Here is a 26449-nt window from a genome sequence, read left to right on the forward strand (position 1 = left end):
GCAGAGCATCCCCACCGGTCCCCTCCTTACGTCAAATAGTAAAAGCTAATCATTCATCGGAAAACAGACTGCTGACTTTATTCACAATCGAAGCAGTCATCGTGATCATTGGTGGTTGAAGAAACACGGATTTGCTGTTTTTGCAGAACTTTAATGAGCAAATCTATAACCATTTTTTCCTCTACCTTTGTAAATACTCCTTCTCCAATCGGTGAGCGGTTAGGGAGTGGACGTCGGTCAATCGCTTCATCCCATTCAATTATTCTGCTTGAAATCAGTTCACAAAATGGCAATTCATTATAATGCTGCACACTTTTCTGATGAAACTGAGAAAGATCACTCGATTGTAACTCATCTTTCTCCGGGTACCCCCGCGGCACAGGCTTGGATACAAGGAAATCAAATTCCTGCCGGTGATTCAATTCAGGCATCACCGGACAGGTAAGAAATTTTTTTATTTCTGTCACACATTGGAAGGGAACATCAACTGTATAAGAATGAATATCAGAAGCTACCGTTTTATCTGTATGCATTTCAATGTCAGGACAGGGGGTGGCATACTGAATATTCTTGCGCACAAAGCCTTTAATAAATAGCTGATCAGCAGGCAATAACAGCCGGCATTGTGTTAACTTTACTGTTTTCTTGATATCTTTAATTTCCAGAACAGGTTCCGGAAAGGTAATAAGGGCATTTACATTTACTTTTAGAGATAGCTCAGCCAGAACGACAGGGACCTTTGCCGTAATTTTGCCAATATTGACATGAGGATGATGAGTGGTGCTTTCACAATCACAGTTCTGAGCAGAAACCTGGCATTCCGCTTTATCTCGATCTTTATTTTCTTCAGACATTTGGGCTCCTCCTGAAATCATGATAATCACATCCTATGCATGATAATCGTCTATGTTTGGGCGCATACCCATGTAAAACCAGAGAACCCCAAAACTGAAATTGGGTACAAGAAATTTGGTAGGTGAATGTCATTTGAAGGGCTTTTGAATATGATGCTAGTAAATAAATAAAAAAAGCAATACCTGTCCTCAAAAAGAACAGATATTGCTTGTGGCTGCATTATAGTGCTGTTACTCTGACTTGCTGGTTTTGGAGAACTTTCACAGTAAACTGCAGGAACATTTTTTCGGAAATCGTTTCAAAAGTTCCTTCCTGCCAGTTGGCATTGTTGTGGAATGGCTTGCGGTCAAGTGCTTCATCCCATTCAGTAATTCTGCTGGAGATCAGCTCGCAATATGGCATTTGATTGTAGAATTGGCTGCTGTCCTGATGGAACTGGGAAAGATCGCTTGATAGGAAGTGATCTTTTTCAGGATAGCCATGTCCAAGGTCCTGCTGTCTGAAGAAATCAAATTCTGCACGTGCGTTCTGGAAAGGAAGCTGTGGAGTTCTATCAAAATCTCCCTCTGCAATTTCGACGACACATTCAAAAGGCACATCAGTTGTCAGTGAACGCATCTCTGAGTTCACGCAAACACCTGAATTGTAGCAAGGTGCAGCATATTGAATATTTTTTCGTACATATCCTTTAATGAATAAATGATAAGAGCCTTCTACAAAAGGATCCGTTCCTGCTGCAACACCAGGCAGAAGGAGTTTGCACTGGACGATTTGAACTCTCTTTTTAATATCTTTAATTTCCAGGACTGGCTCCGGAAATTTAATTTTAGCTGCGAGGTTTGTCCTAATATTTAAAACAGCAAGTTCAACAGGCACTCTAATGATGGCTTCACCTGCGTCTGCAATAGGAGTGGATCCAGGGGAATAAGCACAATCTCCCACATTAGCAGACACATTAAGATCTACGCATTTATTTTCTTTTTTCAATGTTGTTCCTCCTTATTAAATTTACTTCAAGATATATTATGCAAATCCTTATATGAATGCATTGGACAAACATGGAAATTTCTATTGTTGATGCAATGGCGGATAAATGTGAAAGGGTACGGGCACAATTGGACTCCTATCACGCATAAGATTCAAAAGGAGGAGTGAGGAGAAAATGGATAGACACAATTTTCTTGCTGTTGATATAGGAAACAGCTGGTATAAGGCATTAGCTTCTGAAAATGGTATTTTGTCAGAATATCAGATTCCCAATGCTATTGCTTTATTTGATGCGGAATTTTACGAAAAGCCATATGATGACGATGATATCGTGTTTGAAGATAACTTAATTGTGGAGGTAAAGAGCAAGGCTGTTGTAGATCGAAGAGAAATATTCTATATCGGCAAGGGAGCGGCTAAACAGCGGGACGTAAGCCTGACTGCTTTCAATAACCAGAAAGTTGATGAAGACAGAACCTATCTGCTGTTATTTGGTCTTGCAGGCTACCATGCTGCACTTCAACACCCCGAAGAAACAGAAATCACCTATTCTATTGATCAATTAGCTGTATCTCTTCCAACTACACAGTATAAAGAGAGAAAAACCCGCCTTAAAGACAAACTGGCTGGAACACATACAATCATTTTTCATAAAGTACCCGGGCTTTCAGAACCAAAGGAGTTAACCGTTAAAATCACCATAAATGATGTGATTGTCGGTGCTGAAGGTGCGTGTGCCTATCTGGGGTTAACCAGAGATCAGGAAACCTTGGGCATTAAGAATGAAGAGCTTGTTAAAGAATCACAAAAAGGAATCATCATTGGCGACCTTGGAGGCGACTCAGTCGATTTTGTGGGAATAAAAAATAATAAGCCTGTTGCATCTGTAGAGGGGGAGCCGTTCGGGATCAACCAGTTTCTGGATCATATCATTCAAAGAGTGAGTAAAAAGGAAATGTACCGGTTTGACTCCCGTGCCGAACTGGAGGAGAAATTGGCAGAAGGACCTTCAGGATGGTATGTGGAGCCATTTGCAGGGGTCAGGAAGGATATAAGCAAATACATTTTGCCGCAGTTAAAGTCGATGGCAATCAAATACCTGGAACATTTTGATCGGGTAAGGAGCAGTTCATCAGAGATTAAAGGGGCTGTCCGATATATCGCTGTAGGAGGAGCAGCCAAACTCGCCCAAAAGCAAATTCAGGAAGCTGCCGCAAAATGGTCGGATAGAGGAAGGCCAATTGAATTGACTTTTCCTGAAAACATGGAAAAATTAAATGTCCTTGGTCTTATGATTCTGGCAAAGATGAATCAGCTTAAAAGGGAAAAAGAAAGTAATCATTCCATTTCAAACAGAGGTTAAGGATGATGGAAAAGTTGAGAACATATACCGACTATGCGAATAAAACAGCCTTAACACTCCCGGATCATTTTATTGATGTAAAAACCGGCAATTCAATAAAAGTCTCACAGAAAATTCAGGAACAGGTCGATTACCATTCCAATAACAATACACTGATCCATTTAGTCCTATCCGCTTTAAACAGCTATCTCCATCCTAAAAATACGAACAGCGACATCATACTTGCAGAAATTAATGAAATTAAAAAAATGATGCAATCAGGCTATGTTCCAGTCCAAAAGCTAGCAGTTAAAGAAAAGATTCTTCATGCGTCAATTCCAGATGAGGTTGATTTAAAAGAGGTAGAGGATGTACTGGAGGCATTTGGAGGATAATACTCTAAGAAACCAAAAAAGGTGCACCATGTCACAAGGGTGTACCTTTTTTGGTTGGCTGTTTAAATTAGGATGAGAATGAAACTTTTATAAGCGGACGGCAGGCAGACAGGTAACAGCACAAAAACAGGAAAGATCCACATTAATGCAGATGCCTGTAGGAATAAGATCTTCTACGTTTTCACAGTCGATTTGGCTGCAAGGGGAACAGAAATCTTTTGTATGTGTTTTAAATGGGTCTTTAGAAGATTTACATTGCTTGAATGTCAACAGTTCCAATACAGCGCATTTGCCATCAAATTCTTTTATTCTAAAAATGAATGATGTGATACAAGCAAATTTTTTTTCCTTAGAATGATTAGTGAACGTGGTTACACCTGTGGCTTTGAATGGTTCACAGTTTCCGCAGTATAATAGGAAAGGAATTGTATTCTTTCTTGGCTTCTTATGCCCCCCCATAAGGTCATCAATGGATTCCCGGCAGGAACTCCTGCAGTCATCATCCATACCCGCTTTTTTCTGCGCTCTGAAAATGGCTTCCAAAACCTCTTCAACACAATTTTCATAGAAATTTTTCCGGTGTTTCCCCTCATCCCATTCCGGTTTTATATGACAATCACAGTCATAATCATGCTCATGGCAAAAATCATGCCTTTCAAAGTCTTTATTTTTTTTCCCGCACAAACCCATGATTTTTCACTCCCCGAAAAATTAGTTCCACCATTAGCATACGGCTGAAATGAATATATCGAGTGAGAATCCCGCCTATAGACTGGAAAAAATTTGGTCTGAATTTAAAATAATTTTTAAAAGCAATGAAATTAGTCTGATTAACATGTCCAGACCTTTATTCCTTAATAAACATATATTAAAAGTATATAAAACTAATTAAGGAGTGACTTTGTGGAACAGCCAATATTTTTAGAGCCTGTTTTCCAAGAAAGGATCTGGGGAGGTACAGCTCTTAAAAATATATTTGGCTATAACATTATTTCAGAAAAAACAGGTGAATGCTGGGCAATATCCGGACATGCACATGGCGAAAGCACAGTGTTATCGGGAAAGTTTACTGGGAAGAAGCTTAGTGAACTCTGGAGGGACCACCGTGAATTATTTGGTAATCATCATGCACAAGATTTTCCGTTGCTTGTAAAACTGCTTGATGCCAATTCAGATTTATCTGTTCAAGTTCATCCTGATGACGAATATGCACAAAAGCATGGAACTGATATGTTTGGTAAAAATGAATGCTGGTACGTCCTGGACTGTATAGAGAATGCTAATATCATCTTAGGCCACAACGCCCAAACTAGAGAAGAGCTAACAAGTTTAATCGAAAAAGGGGAATGGGGTGAACTGCTGAATAAAATCCCAATTAAGAAAGGGGATTTTATATATGTTCCCAGCGGGACTGTTCATGCTTTAGGGAAGGGGACCCTCATCCTGGAGATTCAGCAGAGTTCTGATACCACATATAGACTCTATGATTATGACAGAATAGACGGCAATGGAAAGAAGCGCGAACTTCATTTGAGACAGGCTATTGAGGTGATTTCTGTACCTCACTATTTGCCTGAGCTTCAGCCGGAGTATGTTAAAAAGGGCAAAAACCGGTTTATAAAGTTCTTGGAAACTGAAAACTTCACTGTTTGCAAATGGGAAATACAAGAGAATACTGCAATGAAAAAAGAAGTACCATTTCTGCTAATCAGTATAATAAACGGGAATGGGAGCTTAATCGTGAATAAAAATCGATACCATCTGAAAAAAGGCGACCACCTTATCCTGCCGGCCCCGATAACCATGTACTCACTTGAGGGTGAATTTGAGGCTATCGTTTCATACTCTTTATAATTTCCGTTTCTTAACCTTTTAGAACTTACAGGAAAAGCAGTCCAAATCAGGCCTGCTTTTTATTTTATATTGGATGTATATAAAACTCGTTAATTTCATCCCCGAAAATATCCTGCTTATTCCATTATTTATATGTTTTCAGACTGGCAGTAGTATGAGCAGGTCAAAGGTACAAGCCATTTCTGCATGTAAACATACAATAGTATTGGCAAGTACTTGCTGTATAAAGTGAAACTTCAATCAGTGGGGTTCTTACTGCCCGTTAGACTGCGATAAAATTGACTAATAATGAAAAGGAAAGCTTCAGGCCTTGGAAATAACATATTAAGGAGTGAATACGATGAAGCTTTATTTAGACCCTGGACACGGAGGGACGGATCCGGGTGCTCTGGGAAATGGAATAAGAGAAAAGGATATTGCGCTTGATATCTCAAAAAATATAAAAAACATCTTAGTTGCAGGTTATCAGAATGTAGAAGTAAAAATGAGCCGTGAAAACGATACAACTAAAAGTTTGAGCCAAAGAACATCTGAAGCGAATAGCTGGGGGGCTGATTTTTATCTGTCCATTCACTGCAATGCAGCAAATGGAGCAGCGAGGGGGTATGAAGATTTTATTCATAACAGCTTAAACAGCTCTTCGCAGACCGCCATTTATCAGAATAGTATTCATGCTGAAGTTATAAAGCTGAATAACCTTATTGATAGAGGGAAGAAGAAGGCAGACTTCCATGTGCTGCGTGAATCTTCCATGCCATCCATGTTAACAGAAAATGGGTTTATTGATAATTCTGCTGATGCCGCTTTAATGAAAGATCCGATATGGAGACAAAGAGTGGCACAGGGACACGTAAATGGAATCGTAAAAGCCTTTAATCTTAAAGCGAAAACAGCTGTCCCGCCAAAGCCAGTCGATCCCAGTAATCTGTACAGAGTGATCGCCGGGTCATTTACTAATAGAAACAATGCTGAGGACAGGGCCGCCCTTCTAAAAAACAAGGGCATTGAATCGGTTATAGCCATTGCTGAAATATCTGGCAAGGTCTGGTACCGTGTACAAGCCGGGGCTTTCACTACAAAGGAAAATGCAGAAAAACAACTGGAAGCAGTAAAAAAAGCAGGAATAAGTGATGCCTATGTACAGTTTGACGCTCCGCCGGCAGTTCCATCTGAGCCCAAAGGGTATTCCATTCTCGGGGCAACTCATTTGTCCGCTGAGCATATGAATCAATATGCCAAACAGATAAACCCGAATGCTTCCAATTTAGGTTCATTCTATTCAGCTTTTGGAGAATATTACGGAATCAGAGGAGATGTAGCTTTTGCACAGGCCATGCATGAAACCAACTTTCTCCGATTTACCGGTGATGTTAAACCAGGCCAGAATAATTTTGCAGGACTCGGCGCAACAGGGAATGGTACGTCAGGAGCAAGCTTTCCCACACAGGAGGAAGGCGTACTGGCACATCTGCAGCATTTATATGCCTACGCTTCGACACAGCCCCTGCCTTCCAAATACACGGTAGTGGATCCGCGTTTCAGCCTGGTGAAAAGAGGTTCGGCTAAGCTATGGAAGGAATTGAACGGCAAATGGGCAGTACCCGGTACAAATTATGCTGAATCTATCATGAACATCTACAAAAATATGATCAGATTTTCTAATGAAAAACTGGAAGCTGTTTTAAAGGATATTGAAGGAAGTAAATAAAAAAGGCGGACTGATCTGCGTCCGCTTTTAAATCACATACATGAACACACAAAGAAAATGTGTCATGCTTCCCATCATGATGAAAATATGAAAAATCTCATGAAAACCCATTGAATTAAATTCGAGGAATTTTGGTTTAACAGCATAAATCACTCCGCCGATTGTGTAAAGGATGCCTCCGAGAAAAAGCAGCATAACACCTGCTGAGCTTAAAGATTCAGAAAGAGGAGAGAAGGCGAAAACGATAATCCATCCCATGGCAATGTATAACGCTGTAGAAAGCCAGCGCGGACAGTTGAACCATATCATTTTAAACAGAATGCCTGACAAAGCAACAACTGTAACTATTCCAAATAAAACCCAGCCAGTCACACCATTTAAGGTGATGAGGCAAAAAGGTGTATACGAACCTGCAATCAATACATAAATCATAGAATGATCAAGCTTTCTTAAAAAGGCAATGACTTTATCTTTAGCGATGACCATATGATAGGCAGCTGATGCTGAATAAAGAAGCATCAAACTGATTCCAAAAATAGCAACAGCCGTAATGGCAAGCGGTGAAGAGGTTGTCAGTGAGGCTTTGATCACCATGGCAAGCAATCCGGCAAAGGATAAAATGGCTCCTGCTAAATGGGTTAGTCCGTTGATGGGCTCCCGGATATACGAATTCATAAAATCTCCTCCTTAATGTTCTTATATGTAGTTTCTATAACTACTTATTATAATATATACAAAACACCATCTAGTCAATATTTACAATCTGAGTTTTTTTAAGTAGAATTTATATAACGATAAATGAGGGGTTTGAGGAATTGTTATGAAATTGGAAAAACTCATAGCGGATAACCAAATTGAATTGGAAGATATACCACAAATAGATTTATATATGGATCAAGTAATCCAGCTTTTTGAAAATACCTTTGGGAACACGACGAGAAATGAAGAGGAAAAAGTGCTAACTAAGACAATGATAAATAACTATGCAAAAGGGAAATTATTTTTTCCAATTAAAAATAAAAAATATTCAAAGGAGCACCTTATATTAATTGCTTTTATCTATCAGCTAAAAGGGGCTCTATCCATAAATGATATTAAAAGCCTGCTAAATAGCGTCAACACGAGGACGGCAGAAGGAAAGATGGATCTGAACCATTTTTATCAGCTTTACCTCGATTTGGCGAAACTGAATGCCGATGCATTTATTAATGATCTGGAAAATCAGGCGGGCAGGGCGGCAGAGCTAAATGAAGGGCAGCCAGCCCAGCTGGAAAAAGTCCTGCTGGCATCTTCACTCGTTCATATGAGCAACTTATACCGAAAAGCAGCTGAACGCATTGTGGATGAGGTAAAGGAGACAGGCGATGAGAAATAGAAAAGCGGGTACCTTCATTAAAAAGAAAGAAAAACGAAAATCAGGTTGGCTGCGGGAAATCATGTACGAGATCCTCGATTTAGATGTTATCGTTTTTCTTTTTCGGATAATACTGTGGATACCTCGATTAATTATCAGCTTTTTTAAAAATGCGTTTTGAAGGAAGCAGCTTCAGACACAAAAAGGTCGGAAGCAGGGGTTTGAGTCAGAACTTGAGGCAACTTCTGACACAAAAAGCGAAAATCCCGGAATCTGAGTCCGAACCACCTTCCCGTTATACAAATCCTCACCATAAACAAATGCCCGCACCAGAAATCAGCGGGCACCAAACATACAAAAACCCGGGCCCCACAGCCCGGGATCATTTTTATAGAAATACGAAATAGATAACCCCCGCCAAAACGATTCTATAAATGGCAAAAGGGATCAGTTTAATCTTGCCGATAATCTTCAAGAAGAAGCGGATTGAAACTAATGCAAAAATAAATGCACTGACAAATCCTGCAATAAAGAACGGAAGCGCCTCGACTGAAAAGTATTCAAGATTCTTTATTAATGAAAGAAAACTCGCACCGGCCATAATCGGCACGGCCATGATAAAAGTAAAATCAGCTGCAGCCCTATGTGACAGGCCAAGCAGCACGCCGCCTGAAATGGTGGAACCTGAACGCGAGAATCCTGGCCATAGGGAGAAACATTGTATCAATCCAATAGATAAAGCCTGTTTATAGGTGATTTGATCAACAGAAACTGTCTTCGGGTTTTTGCCTCCAAAAATATCGGCAAAAATCATCAGAAAAGCACCAATAACCAAACCAATCAGTACCGTCTCAGTTGAAAACAGATGTTCATCAATATAATCCTCAAACAAAACGCCAAGAATCCCTGCTGGAATTAACCCGACAATGACTTGAGACAGTTTCAGGCGGCTTTGTTTTTCTTCCGAGCTTTTATTCCGTCCCCCGAGGCCGAGCATTTCAATGAACCGGTCCCTGAAAATAATTACAACCGCTAAAATGGAACCGAGCTGAATAACGACTTTAAAGGTATTGGCTTCATATTTGGATAAGAACTCTTTTGTATTAAGCCACATATCATCCACAATAATCATATGTCCTGTCGATGACACTGGGGCAAACTCAGTCATTCCTTCAACAAACCCCAATATAATTGCTTTCAAAATCATAATAAATTCCATAACTGTTATATTCTCCTTTTATTCTGATGCAAACAACTCCATTTAATGATTATAAACCATTTGAGATAGATAGGAACACTTTTTTACAAAGTAATATAGATGTAAACTGTCTATTAATTCAGCTGAAATTGGCATTTGTAAACTGGTCAATAGCAGGCAGAAATCCTCATTCAAAGTATTTGAAATCTAAGAGGATCTTAAGTGAAAATAGTTCGATCACTAATTCACAAACTCTTCACAGAATTCCAAAGTCTTGTGAGAAAAATCACCAATTTCAGAGCTGATTTACCATATGATAAAAGCAGATAAACCAATCGATTAAAAGGAGGAAATTAAGATGAGAAAAGGAGTAAAATATCTGCTTACTTCCGCAATAGGCATAGGCTTGCTAACGGGATGCAGCCAGGGGGCAGCACCTGAAAATGCACTTCAGCCCGAGGAAAAAGTACTGGCAGCAGAAACCCAGCCTGAAGCAATCGCTCCGCACAAAGATTTAAATCAGGAGCCTATTCCATTGAAGATTGAAAGAGTCGGAGAGAATGAAGTGAATGTCGAAATGACTTCCCAAATTACAGATATCGAGATCGATAAAGGAAAATTCTATAAAGCGTGGACATTTAACGGGGAAGCACCAGGACCGGTAGTAGTTGTCAATGAAGGGGACACAATCAATTTCACCTTAAAAAACATGGATCCGGCAATACCGCACAGCATGGATTTTCACGCTGTACACGCAGCTCCTTCAAAAGACTTCTCCAACGTCAAGCCTGATGAGACGGGAACATTCAGTTACCCTGCCAATAAACCTGGCGTGTTTATGTATCACTGCGGAACTTCACCGGTATTATCACATATCGCAAACGGAATGCACGGAACGATTATTGTTAAGCCAAAAGCCGGCTATCCGACTGATAAAGAGATTGATAGAGAATATACAATTATTCAAAACGAATGGTATAAATACAACGACCTTGATGATTTTACAAATGGGGTTCCGAGTCATGTAGTTTTCTCAACAAAGGCGCTAAAAGAGGGAGACCCTAATACAAATGGGGATACGTTCACACTTAAAGACAAACCGCTTCTGGCTAAAGTAGGGGATAAAGTAAGGATGTATGTAAATAATGTGGGGCCAAATGAAGTGAGCTCTTTCCATGTGGTGGGTACAGTGTTTGATGATGTATACATTGACGGCAACCCTTTTAACCATTACAAAGGTCTCCAGACGGTCATGCTCCCGGCGAGCGGCGGAGCTGTTGTGGAATTTACCGTAACGAAGGAAGGCAGCTACCCCATCGTGACGCATCAATTTAACCATGCACAAAAAGGAGCCGTCGCCATTCTAAAGGTAACTGCGACCGGTGAAGACGACGGTAAGGCTACAATGAGCCACTAAATATAAATAAAAACTCAACTCAAACTAAATTATACAAGAGAAAAATTAAAAATGGAATACCTTTTTCGGCTATCTTCAAAGAGATAGCCGGAACGCATATTTCCGGGCAGGTGATTGCTGAGTGTATAAAAAAATCGGATGGTTTCTATTATTTTTCAGTATGATCCTGGCCGGAAAAGCTTCCGCTCAGGAATTCTCTGCAGCATCATCAAAAGAGCTGAGAGAAGCCTTGTCGGATCCGAGTGTATCAGTCATTAAATTACATTCTGGAAAATATGAAGGAAGTTTTTCAATAGAGAGAAAAGTTCATATTATCGGGGATAAAGGAACCAGAATTATAGGATCTGAAAATGGCCATGTGCTGAAAATTGCAGCGGATGATGTCATCATTGAACATCTGGAATTGGAAGGAAGCGGATCACAGAATGCCGGAATCTATGTGACAGGAGACCGTGCCTATCTTCACCATATAGCGCTGAGGAATGTTTTTCACGGCATATATGCAAGGAATTCATATGGACACCGGTTTGAAAATAATATCATTACAAGCTTCCAAAGTAAGGACCGTCACAAGGGCTTTGGCATCTATTTGGTTGAAGCTCCAAATACTGCGGTAAGAAATAATTACTTCTACCACACGCATGATGGTGTTTATGTGTCCTATTCTGATTTTTGCGAAGTCAGCGGGAACATCATGTCCAAAGCACGCTATGGCGTGCACACAATGGATTCCCGTAATGTTTTAATTGCAGACAATAGGGTGACCGAAAGCATCAACGGGCTCATGATCATGCAAAGCTATGAAGTATTTATCCTGGAAAACTATTTTTATAAGAATACAGAAAATGAGGGTGCCGGGATTTTTATGTATGACACCTTTGATTCCAAAATTGCTTCCAATATTGTGAGGGGCAATTACAGAGGAATGATTCTTGAAAATGCACAGCGGAACAGACTTGAATTTAATCAGATTCAGGAAAATGATACCGGCCTGGAAATGGGGAAGAATTCAAATGATAATATCATTTATTTAAATAATTTTTCCGGGAATACAAGGCAAATCATCTCTGAAAAAGATAACAGGAATCTATTCAGTAAGGATACCTATGGCAACTATTTTGATGATCATCAATTATTGAATCTGGATCATGACCATAAAGTGGACTTTGCCTATAAAAGCGGGGATGTTTTTTATCAGTTGGCAGATGAAGAGCCTTTACTGCAGATCTTTTATCAAAGTCCGGCCGTAGAATTGTGGAATATGATTGAACAATACACTCCGATTCCATCAGATGCCTTTATCATAGATGAGTCACCGCTTGCTAAAGCTGCGCCTGTAAAGCAGAAAGAACTCAAATCAGAAAAAAGGAATGCCCTTCCAAGCCGTGAACCTTCTTTAATCCTGTTCTTTTTTCTTATCACTTTAACAAGTTTGCTTATATTGAATTATGGGAGGAAGCACTATGAAATTTAAACCTGTTCTCCTAATGGCTGTTCTCGCAATATTGCTGAGTGCCTGTTCTTCACCAGCATCGGAGCCGGCAGAAATTAAACTGAATCAGGATAGCTGTGCTGCCTGTAATATGGGAATCGCTGATTTGGAATCAGCAGCACAGATAATTTTAAAAAGTGGTGAGCCTGTATTGTTCGATGATATTGGGTGTATGACACAATATTTACAGTCAGAGAAGCCTGAATATGAGGCAGCCTTTGTCCATGATTATCTCAGCAGGGAATGGATATCGTTTGATGCTTCTGCATTTATACAGCACAGCGATATTGAAAGCCCCATGAGCTATGGAATAGCAGCTTTTGAATCATTGGAAAAAGCTGAGGAATACCGGAAAGAACATGGAGGAACTGAATATTCGAAAGAAGAGCTCCTGAAAGCCGATATAAAGAGCTTTAAAGGAGACGGAAAGAATCACAGCCATTAACGAGATATTTACCCTCAGCACGAGGAGGAATCAAGATGAATCCCGGACTTTTGTTTACTATGACAAAACATGAACTACGGCTGCTGTTAAGAAGCAGATGGCTTTTAAACTTTATGATTCTATTTTTCTTTCTGGCAGTTCTCCTTTATTTATACGGCCTCCAGTCTGTAAAATCTGATCCCGCTGAAGTAACGTATGGGCTGGAAGGTGTTAATGACAATATTGAGACAATGGGTGTGAACCCGGAATATTACGGCCTTAAAGAAATAAAGACGGAAGAGGGCAATACAGAAGGGTTCAGCCAGTCTGCCTACAACCGTTCGATTGCCATGCTGATCAACCTATCTCTTTGGATGATTCCGGTCATTTGCATGATTCTTGGAGGTAGTTCCATTATTGCCGATAAAGAAAATGGGAGATTATCCTTATATAGAACTTATCAGGCATCTTCAGGATATTATCTGATCAGTAAATTCCTGGCTTTGGTCCTCTCGTTATTCTTTGCAGCAGGTATTTCATATGGGTTATTCGGCTTGATCTCATCTTTGGCTGGCAGTTCTTTTGCAGCCCATATTTATCAGGTTTTTCTGCTGGTGAACATGTTTTTAATCCTTGTATTCTCAGCGGCATCCTTACTGATTGGAGCCCTTTCCAAAACAAGGATGCAGGGACTGTCAGCAGCCATTATAGTATGGATTCTAATGGTGTTTGTCTACGAATTTATCATCTTTTCTGTCATCGGGTTGGTTCCATATGCAGTCAAGCAAAACAGCCTGTTCATGTTTATCCTTTTGAACCCGGTTGAATCCGTGCGCGTATGGTCGATCTCTAAACTGAATTCTGAATATGTATTCGGTCCTGAATACTTAATAATCGAAGAGTGGGGAGCAAATGGCTCTTTAACTCTTGCCCTTACAATATCCATTACCCTCATAATTCTAATCACCATCCTATCTTCAGCCCGGCTTTTAACGAAAAGAGGTGTTTAAGATGATCGTGGAAATGAAGGAGTTATCCAAAGCATATAAAAACAAGACAGCATTAGCACCATTGAATCTCCACATTGATCAGGGGGAATGTATCGTATTATGCGGGGGGAATGGAGCGGGAAAAAGTACGATGATCAAAATGCTGACAAATGTTGAAAGTCCCACCACTGGAAGTGTGGTGTTCCATTCCAAACAGCAAAAGCCATTTGCTTACATGCCTGACCAAATGATGTTCCCAGCAGAGCTTACACCTTATGAAATCCTTGATTATTATGCTCGATTTTTAAATAAAGACAAGGAAACGATCAAATTAGTTTTAGAGAAAACAGGCTTATGGAGCGAACGGAACCAGAAAGCTGGAGGATTTTCAAAAGGGATGAGTCAGCGGCTTAATCTGGCTCAGTGTCTGCTCGCCGATACCGACATCTATATTCTTGATGAACCGACAGACGGATTGGATCCCTATTGGGTTATTCAGCTGAAAAAGATAATAAAGGAGTTGAAAGATAAGAATAAAACGATCATTATCAGCAGTCACATTATGAGGGACGCCATAGAAATCGCCGACAAACTGATTATCTTATTTAACGGGAAAATAAAATTTCATGGAACACTTGATCAAGCTTACAAAGAATACAAATGTGCCTCCTTAGAGGAAGTATTCCTTTCTATACACAAAATGGAACAAAAATCGGACTGAGACAAAGAGCGATTCCATTTAGGAACCGCTTTTTTGTCCTCTGTTTTCATAAAATGAATATTGTTCAACATCTTTTGCCCATAGCTTTGCATTTTTTCCGCTAAGCTCAGCAATCCATAGATCGCCTTTTTGCTCTGCAAGCTTTTTTCTGACCCATGTTAATTTACCGGCTGTCTTTAGGTAAAGAGGGTTATAATCTCCAATTGAATTTTTGGGATAGGTGATTCTCGTCTGCTGGGTCTTGTTGAGCTGAATCAGACAGAGTGTTGGCTCAGGCCGTCTTTGCGGATCATTTGACCATTCACTTTCATCCACTCGTGATGCTACGAGTATTTCATTATCCACCCACGTAAAACCCATTTCTGCAAATTTAGCAGGGGTAAGGTTCAAGGTTTTAAAGGCAGGCAATTCTGCCACCTTCAATTTTTTATTCTTGAAGCCCATCACAATTCTGCCCCCGCCTGCAATGTAGCCCAATAAATTCCTGCCCGGCGCCCACTTGGGGACGTCCAGATGAAGGATCATCTCATCAAGAACTTCAAAATTCTTCCCATCAGGAGAAATGACGCAAACCATATCACTGTCCATGGCCAGGGATGCAGTTGGACTCACTATGAAAGAAATCCATTTTCCATCAGGTGAGAATTCAAATGTAGTTGCGTTAATGGACATAATGGAAGCATTGCCGTTGCCTATTTCCTTAGGTAACGTGAAAAACGGTTTCACATGCTGAGTTAAATTCATATCCTCAAGCTGTTCCGGCAGCTGAACCTTATATAGAATAGGGCTGGTCCAGCCGTCCGGCTTTAAGTCGGCGCTTGAAGATAAAATAAATCCTTTTCCGTCAGGATACCAATTATAATCATCTACACCTAAAGCGATATTGTAGAATTGATTCATATCCGATATGTTTAAGACTCCGTTGCTGGTGAAAGCAATCCTGTAGTCGGAAGGTGCCCATTTGGCATTCCCGCCCCCTTGAAAAATCCTCTTATGCTTCTTTGACTTTACATTGTATACCCATATCTCTGTGCTGTTTTCGATAGTAGGCGAATGAGGTTCCTGCGCTTTTTTTTCATATAGGAGCCATTGGCCATCATAGGACCACTTTGGTGTATTTGTGAACTTTCCAGGTTCAGCAGAAATCTGTTCTTCAGTCACTCCGGTCTTGATCCACAAATAGCCATTTCGTATAAAAGCTGCCTGCAAATGATTTTCTGCCGTATCTCCCCATGCATCAGACGGGATAATAAGCAGGAAGCAGCAAAGCAGCAAAATCAGCTTGCGCATATCCTTCTCATCTTCCTTCAAGTTATTTAATCATGCTTATTATGGACAAAGAGAGTTATTTTATTGAAATTAATAAAAAGAGCACAATGAAAAAATGGTTTCTATTTTCGATATAATTTCATTTACTTTATAATGATGGTTTAGTATACAAAATTGCCCAGCACCGTTTTTTCGGATGTTAATGGGGTAAAAACAATTAAAAACGGATTAATATTGGAGGAAATCAACTTTGTTCATTGCTATTTTGTTTTTCATGTTCATGTCCTTTTTCCTGTCGGGAAGTGAGACTGCCTTAACGGCTGTTAACAAAATGAAATTAAAATCCAGAGCAGATAATAATGATAAGAAAGCACAAAGAATTTTGGATGTCGTGTCAAAGCCTGATGAGATGATTACATCGATATTAATTGGCAATAATATTGCTAATATCATGCTGCCTACACTGGTTACCATCATTGCGCTTGACTATGATTTCAATGTAGGGGTGGCGACGGGTATTCTGACTGTGGCACTAATTTTATTTGCGGAAGTTCTGCCAAAATCCATCGCAGCAAGCTTTTCCGACAAAATTGCTTATCTTGTATTTCCGGTCATTAGAATCCTAATGCTGATCTTAAAGCCGGTCACTTTTCTAATATCCAGGTTCACGAGAGGAATTATTAAATTTCTTTCAAAAAATGATGAGGATTCAGTATCAGTATCCAAGGAAGAGCTTATTACCATGGTTGATATAGCTACAAGCGAAGGAACCTTCCATGAAGAAGAAACACAGCGAATTAAAGGGATCATTGATTTTTATAATTTAGATGTCAGCGATGCGCTAAAAACGCCGCGAATGGAAATTGAAGGCATTCCATTTGAAGCAACAATAGAAGAAGCAAAGAATATAGTGCTGGATAATCGTTTTACAAGGTATCCGGTGTATAAAGATAATATGGATAACATTGTCGGGGTTTTCCATGCTAAGGTTTTGCTCTCCTGGTCCAATCAGCCAGAGAAATCCCTGAAGGATTTTACCGACTTAGAGCCGTTATTTGTCTATGAATTTCATAGCATTGACAAGGTATTCAAAATGATGATGAAAGAAAGGAAGCACCTTGCCATTGTTCTTGATGAATATGGCGGGACGAAAGGCATCATCACCCATGAGGATATTCTTGAAGCGATGCTGGGCCAGGAAATTGAAGACGAAACGGATGAAAACGCGGAAGTGCTGATCGACGAATTAACGGAAAACCATATTATTGTTCACGGCAAACTGGCAATCCGCAGAATCAATGAAGTTTTTAAAACAAAAATTCCCGAAGAGGAAGACATCCTTGCAGGATTTTTATTAAAAGAACTGGGGCATTTTCCTGAAGAAGGGGAAACATTCGAATACCACCATCTGCATTTTGAAATAAAATCGATTGAAGATAACAGAATTAAACTGGTCGAAATTAAGAAGAAAACACCTTGATGTATATGAGCATTATTTCCAGACGGGAATAATGCTTTTTTATTATCACTAAATAAACCAGGATAGAATGAGGGATAATAGTTACAGGGATACAAATAATTTATTTTTATTTTTCTGAAAAAATAGGTCCTTTTTAGTATATAATATAATAAAAACAAATATCAGAGGTGATCTTAGCATGGAAAACAAACCATTTCATTATGACGGAAGCGTACAAATGAACTACGAAACAGACAGTGAAGCAACTTCAAGCATTCCTTTTGAACTAACGGATGAAATGAGAAAAAATATCGGAACTAATCCGTATTCACCTAAAGAACAAGAATAAATATGGACCCAATGAGGGTTCTTTTTTTTGAGGATTATCCAACATGAATTTTGGGTATTTAAAAATAGCATGAGCAAATCATTTGAAAATCTTTTTTATTTTGAATATGATTATCTCGGATTAAGAATAAAAATGATCATACTGCAGGATGAATACATATTTTACTTCTGATTCAAACTAAATTGACTACTCAAATTGGAAAGGTGATAAAATTATGGCTCAGGTTTTATACATTACAGCACACCCTCATGATGATAAGGTGTCATATAGCATGGCAGCAGGAAAAGCATTTATTGATTCTTACAAGGAAGCTAATCCAAATGACGAAATCGTTCATATTGATTTATACAAGGAAAATATCCCGGCAATTGATGTTGATGTTTTCAGTGGATGGGGCAAGCTTCAGTCAGGCAAAGGTTTTGAAGAACTGTCTGAAGATGAAAAGTCAAAAGTAGGCCGTCTTTCAGAACTAAGCGAACAGTTTGTGGCAGCTGATAAATATGTGTTTGTTACACCGCTTTGGAACTTCTCGTTCCCTCCGGTAATGAAAGCGTATCTTGATTCAGTGGCAGTAGCCGGCAAGACATTTAAGTATACTGCTGAAGGCCCAATCGGGTTATTGACTGACAAAAAGGCGATTCACATCCAGGCTCGTGGAGGCATCTATTCCGAGGGGCCTGCAGCAGAGATGGAAATGGGTCACCGCTATTTAACAGTATTAATGCAATTCTTCGGCGTTCCTTCATTCGAGGGTCTCTTTGTGGAAGGGCACAACGCAATGCCTGATAAAGCTGAAGAAATAAAAGCTGACGCCATTGCCCGTGCAAAAGACAAAGCGAAAACATTCTAAACAAAAGCAGCGGATTTCCGCTGCTTTTTCTTTTTTGCTAGGCATATATAAGAAGAGCTCTTGTCCCGGAAGAATAGTATAATACAGGAAGTATATAAGCTGGGAACGAAAGGGGGACATTTTGTGAAAATCTCGGAATTCAGCCCCAGCCATTTAAATGAGAATGATGTTACCAAGCTGCTTTATGAGGGTATTGAGGATAATCTGCAAAAAGGGGATTTAATTTTTGTGCCTGGAAGCAGCAAAGCAGCAGAATATCGATTACCGGAAGCTATCAGGCTTTATCAGGAAGGAAGAGCAAAAAAGCTGCTTTTGTCAGGTGGTGTAAAATGGCCGGGCAATGAAATGACTGAAGCAGAAATGTTAATGAAAAAAGCCATTTTGTACGGCATTCCTCCAAATGACCTCTTCCTTGAAAATAAATCTCTTCATACAAAAGAAAATGTTCTTGCCTCTATGCTGGTTATGGACCGGATGTGCGGACTCGAGAACATCTCCAATATCATCGTTGTAACAGCTCCATTTCATATGAGGAGGCTGCACTTAACATTATTGACATATATGCCGAATTGGATTAACTATTCTTTAGTATGTTCTAATGATGGTTCAACCGGGAAAGAGCAATGGAAGCAGCATCCTTATGGAAGAAAAAGAGCGTTTGATGAAGCAGGGAAAATAATTGATTACGTTAATAAGGGAATTCTTATAGATCAGGAAATTTAATGACAAGAAAAAACCCCGCCAGTATCCAATCGGCGGGATCCTTATTAAAATGTATTATAAATATTCTCGCATTCTTCCGCTGTAGGCTCGTAAAAACAATGGAGCTTAAATTTCCCCGCAAACGGCTGATTGTACCATGTGGGTGGACATTCGCCAGGCGGCCTGAAATACCATAGTGCAAATTTAGCGGGCCAAATCCTTTCACCTTTTACAGCCCTACGTGCGAGTCTTCTCTCCACTTCTCTTGGCCGCTGATAAAAATAGCCTTTCTGAACTGCTTCAAAAGCATGCGGCTGGTGTATCATCTCCGGTATAGTGCGGATTCCTTTGAAATCAGAACAATTTCCCCTGATTCGGTTAATCCCCACATTTCCAACCATTAGCATGCCCTGCTGGCCTTCTCCTTCAGCCTCGGCCCGTAGAAGGCGGGCCAGTAAATCTATATCCTGTTCGCGTGCCTTCACCACTGCCATTCTGACTCACCACCGTTCCCTCAATATTAGATAGGCTGATATAGGGTATGCACAAAAGAGGGGGATGTGCTTTTAACAAGAGAAAAAGCTCCGGCAGAAGCAGGAGCTTTTAGTTGGCATAAAAATTTTCGGTATAATAAGGCTGTGATTTTGAATTAAAAGCGACACCAACACCCAAAAATTCATAATCCGCACGCAGAATGTTTTTGCGGTGTCCGAGCGAGTTCATTAATCCTTCGTGAGCAAATATACTGCTGAATTGGCCGGAAGCAAGGTTTTCCCCGGCTAACATAAACGAAACTTCATCCGCCTGCATTCTGTCAAAAGGGGAGAGGCCCTGCAGATTGGTATGGTCAAAATAATTGTTCTCTGCCATATCGCTGCTGTGCTTACGCGCCGTTTCCTTAACAGTATCGTCCCACTCCAGAACGGGCACTCCATGAGTTACTCTCTCTGCATTGGTAATATCGAACAGCTGCCATTCAAATCCTTCTTTTAAAACACTGCTGGCATATGCATAAAAGGATTCTTTTTGCTTTTCAAGTGATTTGCTGATTATTTGAATGGATGTGACCGTATTGTTACGATGCTTATCATAAAAAATGGTTACGTAATTCCCATCCAGTTCGTATAAGTCATAATCACGATTCTCTTCAAGCTGGAAGATGACCAAGTCTTTTCTCATTCTATCCAGCGGCTTTCCAAGCTGCTGTGTCACGGATGACTTTGGCGTCCCGTAGGCAATCTCTTTTGTGGAAGAAATCAGATCCTGATTTGTATAGATGCCCGCTGCTTTTTCCTGCTTGTCATAAGCAACCATTACGAAATTTTGATAGTGATCATGATAGGCATGCCAGTCTGTTCCATATTCATTCGCGGAGATACGGCCCGAGGGACCAAGATTTTTTTCGATTTCCGCCTTATCATCTCCTATTTCTATGTTATGAATAGAAAAGGTTTGTTCCTCAGGGGCTTCCAAAACAGGTTTTTCGGCTTTATCCTCAGGAGAAAGATTTTTTTCCCCGGTATATTGCCCGATTGTCAGGAGAAATTGATCCGCCCAGTTTTGCGCCTCCTCCATAACGTCAGTTATTACATTCTGGAGGTCCTTATTGTCTTTAAAAAGCTGAATATCTGTTTTTATATTATCCATTACAGTTCCTGACTTGGAATCATCAGCTGATTTTTCATCCGGCTGTGAAAAAGCGAAACCGAGAAATAACAGGATAAGTATAAATAAAACCTTCCTCAAATAATCTCCTCCCATGCACCTTTAAACCCATTATCAAAGGTATGCCCATTCATTATAAGATCTAAAAATCCGGAAATGCAAAACATTGCGGCTTTCCTTATTTTTCTACCCTGTTTGCCTGTCACTTTAACCGTGATTCGATATTTTCCGTTTTTAAGTGAAAAGTTTGGGTAACATAATTATAAAAATGAAAAATGAACAGATGAGCTGCAAAGGGGGAAGCATGATGAAACTAACACCTGAACAACGAATTGAACTCCATGGATTTAATAATCTGACAAAATCGCTCAGCTTTAATATGTATGATATTTGTTATACGAGGACAAGGGAGGAGCGTGAAGCCTATATAGATTATATTGATGAGGAATATAGCGCGGAGCGGCTCACAAAAATACTTACGAATGTTTCCGATATTATTGGTGCCCATGTCCTGAATGTGGCACAGCAGGATTATGTGCCACAAGGTGCAAGTGTGACGGTTCTTGTATCTGAAGGTCCAGTAGTGGAGGTACCGGCTGAATCTTTTGATGAATCTCCCGGACCGCTGCCGGATAACGTAGTCATGCAGCTGGATAAAAGCCATATAACCGTTCATACCTATCCTGAATATCATCCAGACGAAGGAATCAGCACATTCAGGGCTGATATAGATGTATCCACCTGCGGAGAAATTTCCCCGCTAAAAGCCCTTAATTACCTGATCCATTCCTTTGATACAGACATCATGACTATAGATTACAGAGTCAGGGGATTTACACGGGACAAGGACGGGAAAAAACTTTATATCGACCATGATATCAGTTCAATCCAAAATTATATTCCTGACGAAGCAAAAGAAGATTTTGATATGATCGACGTAAATATTTATCAGGCACACACCTTTCATACCAAATGTAAAATAAGGGACTTCGATTTGGATAATTATTTATTTGGTTACACAAAGGATAAGCTTGATCCAAAAGAGGCCGAAGAGATTACTGAGCGGCTTACAACAGAGATGGACGAGATTTTTTACGGGAAGAATATTAAACCCGGTTCTATATCAGAGTGAACGTGAAGGCTCCCAATCAGGGAGTCTTTTTTCATAACTCCCAGAATTCGGGAAATGATAAAGAATAACGACATTTAGGGGGATATGGGATGGAAGAAAACAAGGTTCATTTGACATCAGGTGAAGTGGCAGTTTTATGGACGGGTTACCAAAATGACAGTATGTCATTGCCTCTTTTGGATTACTTTGATAAAACCGTGGAAGATGATGAAATAAAACCTGTCATTGAATTCGCCCGTCAATTATCGGACGGTCATATCAAGTTTTTGACCGATTTATTTCAAAAAGAAAGGTTTCCAATACCTGCAGGTTTCTCGAGTAATGACGTTAACCTTAATGCGCAAAAATTGTACACAGATACGTTTATGCTGGAATTCCTACTGCAGATGGCCAAATCCGGTCTTGTTGCGTATGGCAGCTCTTTGGGCATGAGTGCCAGGAAAGATTTAAGAACATATTTTATAAAATGCATCCATCAAACCATGGAATTGTTTGAAAAAGCTACAGATATAGCTTTAGAGAAAGGAATTTATCTGAGAAGGCCATACATAGACCTTCCAGCGGAAATAGACATGATTGATGATAATAGCTATTTAAGCGGGTTAAATCCTTTAAGGAAGCCGCGGCCGCTAAATGCAATTGAGATTGCACATTTATCATTTAATGTGGAAACCAACATGGTGGGAACGATGCTGGCTCTCAGCTTTTCACAGGCTGCTAAATCAAAAGAGATTATCAGCTATATGGAACGGGGTAAGGAAATTTCAAAAAAACATGTGAAGATTCTGAGTGCAACATTGCTGGACAATGATATACAGGCTCCTAATTCCCCTGATTATGCTGTAAACGGCAGTTCTGAATCACCATTCTCAGAAAGGCTGATGATGCAGCTTATGGCATTTCTGAGTACATTGGGATCAGGGAACTATGCAGCAGCTGCTTCAGCCAGTCAAAGAAGTGATATAATCCTGAATTATGAACGTCTTTCTCTGGAAATCGCCCAGTTTGCCAAAGACGGGGCAGACATTATGATCAAACACAAGTGGCTGGAACAGCCGCCAGGTTCACCCAACCGGAAAGACCTGGCCAGAAGGCAAAGCTAGAACCAGGGAATGCTGCTCTCCTGGTTCTTTTCAAATATACAATCCTATTTCCAAAACTTCCACCATTTTTTTTCAGGTTCCTGTGAGGCAGCCGCGCTTCGGAAGGAAACAATCATATCCTGAAAAACATCTTCCCGCTGCTTTACTTCATGCCAATATTGCTCCCGCTCTTTATTAATGGTTTCGATATAAATTTCCCTGTCCGTATTTAATGTTTCAATCAGCGAGCTGATTTCGGTGCTGGTCACCTCGGCAGAAGAGGAGATGTAATGGATCATGGTTTTGAATTCTTCGGAGGATGCTTCCGAGGATTCCGTCAGTTTGTTTGTCAACTGATGGATTTGATCAGTTGTACGTTTCGAACTCTTCGCAACCCTTTTCGAAAGAGTTCCGAACGCTTCGGAAGTATCCTCCGAAGTCTGGTCAATCCTCGCTGACAGTGATTCAATTTCCGCTTTCGTTTTTTCGCCTGATTTGTAGATTGAATCCGATAGGCTTTTCACGGTATGCAAAGATCCTTTGCTAATCTCTTTTTTCACTTCTTCTAATACTTCCTTTCGAACGCCGCTGCGAATTTCATTTCTGATATCTGAAAGTAAACTGTCCCTGAAATTTTCCATGATAGCCATGAGCTGTTCAGCATTCATGACTGATTCCTGCTCTTTATGTAATGCTGTTTCCGGTTCTATTGCCGCCAAAGCCGTTTCATTTGCTGGTGAAGCCGTTTCAGAAGCATAGTCCATATGTTTTTGCATTAATTCCCGGATCATTTCCTTGCTCAGGTTTTTATCGCGCATTTGCTTCACTTTTTCAAGCAATGCAATTTCATGGTCTGTATAAAAACGGGCTCCCTGTTTGGACCTAGGAATCAGCAATAATCCGTTCAAATCCTTTTCCCATTGTCTTAAGGTCCCCGGAGGCACATTTAGCATTTTCGAAACCTCTTTAATTGTATAAGCCTTCATATATTGCGTATCCATTTAACTCAGCCCTTTCCAAAATAGATTCTGAATCATTCGGAAGCGGGTTCCGAATCAATTTCTACTAACCTATTCAGCATGCTATCCCTCTTTTTCCTGCCGCATGACAAAAGCTATCAAAACAAGACCTTATTCATCAGAAAAAAGCAAAAAACCGATCTCTTGACAAAAATTCTAAAAAAAATTGCCTATCATCAGGCGATTTGTCATATCCGCGCGGGTATGGCACAATGGTGGGGGAGTTTAGCAAACTAGAATATTATGAAAACAGCGAAATGAAAAGGGAGTTTGATCAATTGGGCAATAGAATTATCGCAATGTCTATAGCTGCCGGGGTTGGATTGTCTCTGACTGTGGGAGGCATAAAGATGGGGAGCAATGAACACTCAAATGAAAAGGAAATTTCCTATACAGCTGTTCCGCACGCGGAGGCACAGCATGCCCCGCCCGTGAAGCAGGAAATTATGAAGAAATCGGTGCTTCTGGATGTGCCATTGTACAACCAAATGGATCACCCGCGTTTATATAATGGTTGTGAGATTACCAGTTTAGCAATGATTATAAGCTATGAAGGCGTTAAAGTATCAAAAAATGAGTTAGCAAAGGAAGTTAACCGGGTACCGCTCAAGTTAAGCGGAGGTGAGTACGGGAATCCCAATGAGGGCTTTGTCGGCAATATGGAGGATGGTCCGGGATTGGGCGTTTATGAGGGGCCGATTTTCGATCTGGCGAAAAAGTACTTTCCTGACCGTGCTGAGAATCTGACTGGCAAGCCGTTTGATGTGCTGCTTGAAAAAGTAGCGAAAGGGTCGCCGGTCTGGATCATTACAACCGCAAGTCTGTCACCCGCTGCATCTTTTGAGACCTGGAATACACCGGGCGGACCGGTGGATGTGACCTTCCAGATGCATAGTGTGGCAATAACCGGATATGATGAGGAAAATATCTATATTAACGATCCGTATGGCACTAAAAATAAAAAGGTGCCTAAACAGCAGTTTATAGAAGCCTGGGAGCTAATGGGATCACAGGCTATTGTCATTAACTAGCATAATAGCAAAAGAAGGGGCTGCAGAATGCAGTCCCTTCTTTATTCGCTTGATGATCCTAATCTCTTAAACTTCAAAAAGATCCATTTTAAAAACGGAGGCACCACAAAGAAGATAAAGAATAAGCGAAAAAGCTGATACCCTGTTACGATGGCCAGATCGGCCCCGGTTTCATGGGCGATGATGGCCATTTGGTCCATTCCTCCCGGAGCAAGGCTCAGTAATCCGGTGGCAGGGGAAAGATGAAAAGCGTGCATAACCCAAAAACTGAGCAGAACCGAACACACCACGAGAAGCAGGCCGCTTAAGGCAGCAAGTGAAATCGTTTTAACCTTATTGCCCAGCTTTTCAGGCTTCATCATCATGCCGATGTGGGCTCCTATTAAAAGCTGTGATAAATCCAAAACAGACGGAGGGAGCTGAGGCCCGTTAATGCCGGAAATGACAAGGGCAGCTGTTCCCATAATCGGACCGAGAAGGTATGTGGTAGGGAGCTTCAGGCGTTTACTTAGGATAATGCCTGCAAAGGAAACAAGAGCAAAGAGGAAAATATCAGGGAATAAATCCCTCCATAAAGGAACAGCGGCTGTAAATTCAGAACTGACTTCCATGTTCATCCATGGTCCGAAAACCAGAACAGGGACAATGAAGATAATCATCGTCAGCCTTGCAACCTGCATAAAGGTAACGACTGTGATATCAATTCCTTTAACTTCCTCTGCCAGAAGAATCATTTGTGAAAGACCTCCGGGAATACTCCCGATCAGCACTGTTGGATAATCGATGCCCAATAATTTAGCAATGAGAAGGGCAGAAATGGCACTAAAGAGAATCAGGCAAACCGTAATGAGAAAAATAAAAGGCAGCTTCTGAAGGATAAGCAAAACCGCTTCCTTTGTAAAAGAAAGGCCGATGCTGTAGCCGACAATAATGATCCCGGCATCCCGAAATGCGGCTGGCCAGTAAAATGGAATCCTGCTGAGCCGGCTTCCAATCATTACAGCAGTCAATGCACCAAGCAAAAAGGCGACCGGAATATGCAATAATGAAAATAACCCTGCACCTAATGCAGCAGCAGAAAAGGTGATGAAAACATTTTTTTTCACGAAAAAACCTTCTTTTAATTAGATTACCTAAAGATATTTATACCATATT

27 protein-coding genes are annotated in these 26449 nt (G+C 40.4%); 17 read left to right on the top strand and 10 right to left on the bottom strand.

What is annotated here, in order from left to right:
• Window positions 1–77 precede the first annotated feature (77 nt).
• Both LLY41_RS12015 and LLY41_RS12020 read right to left on the bottom strand, forming a co-directional pair.
• Complete coding sequence (locus LLY41_RS12015) at window positions 78–854, bottom strand: CsxC family protein (protein ID WP_304585470.1); 777 nt, start codon at window positions 852–854, stop codon at window positions 78–80.
• A gap of 220 nt (window positions 855–1074) precedes the next feature.
• The gene (locus LLY41_RS12020) at window positions 1075–1842 is read right to left on the bottom strand and encodes a CsxC family protein (RefSeq protein ID WP_095242928.1); all 768 of its coding nucleotides are present in this window, start codon (window positions 1840–1842) and stop codon (window positions 1075–1077) included.
• A 175-nt stretch (window positions 1843–2017) separates the two neighbouring features.
• Between LLY41_RS12020 and LLY41_RS12025 the strand changes: the two genes are divergently transcribed.
• Both LLY41_RS12025 and LLY41_RS12030 read left to right on the top strand, forming a co-directional pair.
• Window positions 2018–3205, top strand: coding sequence for a ParM/StbA family protein (locus LLY41_RS12025; protein WP_095242927.1), 1188 nt, complete (start codon window positions 2018–2020; stop codon window positions 3203–3205).
• 2 nt (window positions 3206–3207) lie between these two features.
• Window positions 3208–3579, top strand: coding sequence for a hypothetical protein (locus LLY41_RS12030; RefSeq protein WP_179288941.1), 372 nt, complete (start codon window positions 3208–3210; stop codon window positions 3577–3579).
• Window positions 3580–3666: 87 nt separating this feature from the next.
• On the opposite strand, the gene LLY41_RS12035 is transcribed toward LLY41_RS12030, so the two are convergent.
• Window positions 3667–4269, bottom strand: coding sequence for a CotY/CotZ family spore coat protein (locus tag LLY41_RS12035; RefSeq protein WP_095242926.1), 603 nt, complete (start codon window positions 4267–4269; stop codon window positions 3667–3669).
• A gap of 213 nt (window positions 4270–4482) precedes the next feature.
• Here LLY41_RS12035 and manA point away from each other — a divergent pair, with 213 nt between their 5' ends.
• Together manA and LLY41_RS12045 are read left to right on the top strand one after the other, a co-directional pair.
• A complete protein-coding gene (gene manA / locus LLY41_RS12040; RefSeq protein WP_304585471.1) occupies window positions 4483–5433 on the top strand; it encodes a mannose-6-phosphate isomerase, class I in 951 nt (316 codons plus the stop codon).
• A 340-nt stretch (window positions 5434–5773) separates the two neighbouring features.
• Window positions 5774–7141 (top strand): N-acetylmuramoyl-L-alanine amidase, encoded by a 1368-nt coding sequence (locus LLY41_RS12045; RefSeq protein ID WP_304585472.1) that lies wholly within the window; start codon window positions 5774–5776, stop codon window positions 7139–7141.
• A 27-nt stretch (window positions 7142–7168) separates the two neighbouring features.
• Here the strand turns inward: LLY41_RS12045 and trhA are convergent, their stop codons facing one another.
• Window positions 7169–7816 (bottom strand): PAQR family membrane homeostasis protein TrhA, encoded by a 648-nt coding sequence (gene trhA, locus LLY41_RS12050; protein WP_304585473.1) that lies wholly within the window; start codon window positions 7814–7816, stop codon window positions 7169–7171.
• 145 nt (window positions 7817–7961) lie between these two features.
• Here trhA and LLY41_RS12055 point away from each other — a divergent pair, with 145 nt between their 5' ends.
• The gene (locus LLY41_RS12055) at window positions 7962–8516 is read left to right on the top strand and encodes a DUF1836 domain-containing protein (protein WP_304585474.1); all 555 of its coding nucleotides are present in this window, start codon (window positions 7962–7964) and stop codon (window positions 8514–8516) included.
• Between the two features lie 367 nt (window positions 8517–8883).
• Here LLY41_RS12055 and LLY41_RS12060 read toward each other — a convergent pair whose 3' ends face one another.
• Window positions 8884–9714, bottom strand: a complete 831-nt coding sequence (locus tag LLY41_RS12060; RefSeq protein ID WP_304585475.1) for an undecaprenyl-diphosphate phosphatase — start codon at window positions 9712–9714, stop codon at window positions 8884–8886.
• Between the two features lie 337 nt (window positions 9715–10051).
• Between LLY41_RS12060 and LLY41_RS12065 the strand changes: the two genes are divergently transcribed.
• From LLY41_RS12065 to LLY41_RS12085, 5 genes are all read left to right on the top strand, one after another.
• Window positions 10052–11110, top strand: coding sequence for a multicopper oxidase domain-containing protein (locus LLY41_RS12065; RefSeq protein ID WP_095242920.1), 1059 nt, complete (start codon window positions 10052–10054; stop codon window positions 11108–11110).
• A gap of 121 nt (window positions 11111–11231) precedes the next feature.
• Complete coding sequence (locus LLY41_RS12070; RefSeq protein ID WP_304585476.1) at window positions 11232–12584, top strand: right-handed parallel beta-helix repeat-containing protein; 1353 nt, start codon at window positions 11232–11234, stop codon at window positions 12582–12584.
• On the top strand, window positions 12574–13047 hold the full coding sequence (locus LLY41_RS12075; protein ID WP_095242918.1) for a nitrous oxide reductase accessory protein NosL: 474 nt from the start codon (window positions 12574–12576) through the stop codon (window positions 13045–13047). Before LLY41_RS12070 ends, LLY41_RS12075 begins: the two co-directional genes overlap by 11 nt.
• Before the next feature lie 35 nt (window positions 13048–13082).
• The gene (locus LLY41_RS12080) at window positions 13083–14036 is read left to right on the top strand and encodes an ABC transporter permease (RefSeq protein ID WP_095242917.1); all 954 of its coding nucleotides are present in this window, start codon (window positions 13083–13085) and stop codon (window positions 14034–14036) included.
• A 1-nt stretch (window position 14037) separates the two neighbouring features.
• Window positions 14038–14736: an ABC transporter ATP-binding protein gene (locus tag LLY41_RS12085; protein ID WP_095242916.1), complete on the top strand. Its 699-nt coding sequence runs from the start codon at window positions 14038–14040 to the stop codon at window positions 14734–14736.
• 18 nt (window positions 14737–14754) lie between these two features.
• Here the strand turns inward: LLY41_RS12085 and LLY41_RS12090 are convergent, their stop codons facing one another.
• A complete protein-coding gene (locus LLY41_RS12090; RefSeq protein ID WP_095242915.1) occupies window positions 14755–16026 on the bottom strand; it encodes a TolB family protein in 1272 nt (423 codons plus the stop codon).
• Window positions 16027–16255: 229 nt separating this feature from the next.
• Here LLY41_RS12090 and LLY41_RS12095 point away from each other — a divergent pair, with 229 nt between their 5' ends.
• The 4 genes from LLY41_RS12095 to LLY41_RS12110 all read left to right on the top strand — a co-directional run bounded on the left by LLY41_RS12095 (window position 16256) and on the right by LLY41_RS12110 (window position 19386).
• The gene (locus LLY41_RS12095; protein ID WP_095242914.1) at window positions 16256–17485 is read left to right on the top strand and encodes a CNNM domain-containing protein; all 1230 of its coding nucleotides are present in this window, start codon (window positions 16256–16258) and stop codon (window positions 17483–17485) included.
• 178 nt (window positions 17486–17663) lie between these two features.
• Entirely contained in the window at window positions 17664–17813 is a 150-nt protein-coding gene (locus LLY41_RS12100; protein WP_179288939.1) for a hypothetical protein, read from the top strand.
• A gap of 214 nt (window positions 17814–18027) precedes the next feature.
• On the top strand, window positions 18028–18663 hold the full coding sequence (locus LLY41_RS12105; RefSeq protein ID WP_095242913.1) for an FMN-dependent NADH-azoreductase: 636 nt from the start codon (window positions 18028–18030) through the stop codon (window positions 18661–18663).
• A gap of 123 nt (window positions 18664–18786) precedes the next feature.
• On the top strand, window positions 18787–19386 hold the full coding sequence (locus tag LLY41_RS12110; RefSeq protein ID WP_095242912.1) for a YdcF family protein: 600 nt from the start codon (window positions 18787–18789) through the stop codon (window positions 19384–19386).
• A 44-nt stretch (window positions 19387–19430) separates the two neighbouring features.
• Here LLY41_RS12110 and LLY41_RS12115 read toward each other — a convergent pair whose 3' ends face one another.
• Together LLY41_RS12115 and LLY41_RS12120 are read right to left on the bottom strand one after the other, a co-directional pair.
• On the bottom strand, window positions 19431–19859 hold the full coding sequence (locus LLY41_RS12115; RefSeq protein ID WP_095242911.1) for a cell wall hydrolase: 429 nt from the start codon (window positions 19857–19859) through the stop codon (window positions 19431–19433).
• Between the two features lie 109 nt (window positions 19860–19968).
• Window positions 19969–21111 carry a CAP domain-containing protein gene (locus tag LLY41_RS12120; protein ID WP_286136999.1) on the bottom strand — a complete coding sequence of 381 codons (1143 nt, stop codon included), beginning with the start codon at window positions 21109–21111 and terminating at the stop codon, window positions 19969–19971.
• A 226-nt stretch (window positions 21112–21337) separates the two neighbouring features.
• Between LLY41_RS12120 and speD the strand changes: the two genes are divergently transcribed.
• Both speD and LLY41_RS12130 read left to right on the top strand, forming a co-directional pair.
• A complete protein-coding gene (speD, locus tag LLY41_RS12125; protein WP_095242909.1) occupies window positions 21338–22162 on the top strand; it encodes an adenosylmethionine decarboxylase in 825 nt (274 codons plus the stop codon).
• 89 nt (window positions 22163–22251) lie between these two features.
• Window positions 22252–23265 carry a DUF3231 family protein gene (locus LLY41_RS12130; RefSeq protein ID WP_095242908.1) on the top strand — a complete coding sequence of 338 codons (1014 nt, stop codon included), beginning with the start codon at window positions 22252–22254 and terminating at the stop codon, window positions 23263–23265.
• A 44-nt stretch (window positions 23266–23309) separates the two neighbouring features.
• Here the strand turns inward: LLY41_RS12130 and LLY41_RS12135 are convergent, their stop codons facing one another.
• Complete coding sequence (locus LLY41_RS12135; protein WP_095242907.1) at window positions 23310–24245, bottom strand: MerR family transcriptional regulator; 936 nt, start codon at window positions 24243–24245, stop codon at window positions 23310–23312.
• 296 nt (window positions 24246–24541) lie between these two features.
• Here LLY41_RS12135 and LLY41_RS12140 point away from each other — a divergent pair, with 296 nt between their 5' ends.
• Complete coding sequence (locus tag LLY41_RS12140) at window positions 24542–25294, top strand: C39 family peptidase (protein WP_095242970.1); 753 nt, start codon at window positions 24542–24544, stop codon at window positions 25292–25294.
• Between the two features lie 41 nt (window positions 25295–25335).
• Here the strand turns inward: LLY41_RS12140 and LLY41_RS12145 are convergent, their stop codons facing one another.
• Window positions 25336–26400 (bottom strand): AbrB family transcriptional regulator, encoded by a 1065-nt coding sequence (locus LLY41_RS12145; protein WP_095242906.1) that lies wholly within the window; start codon window positions 26398–26400, stop codon window positions 25336–25338.
• Window positions 26401–26449 lie beyond the last annotated feature (49 nt).

The organism is Cytobacillus firmus, assembly GCF_023612095.1.
In the GTDB taxonomy this organism is placed as follows: Bacteria; Bacillota; Bacilli; order Bacillales; family Cytobacillaceae; genus Cytobacillus.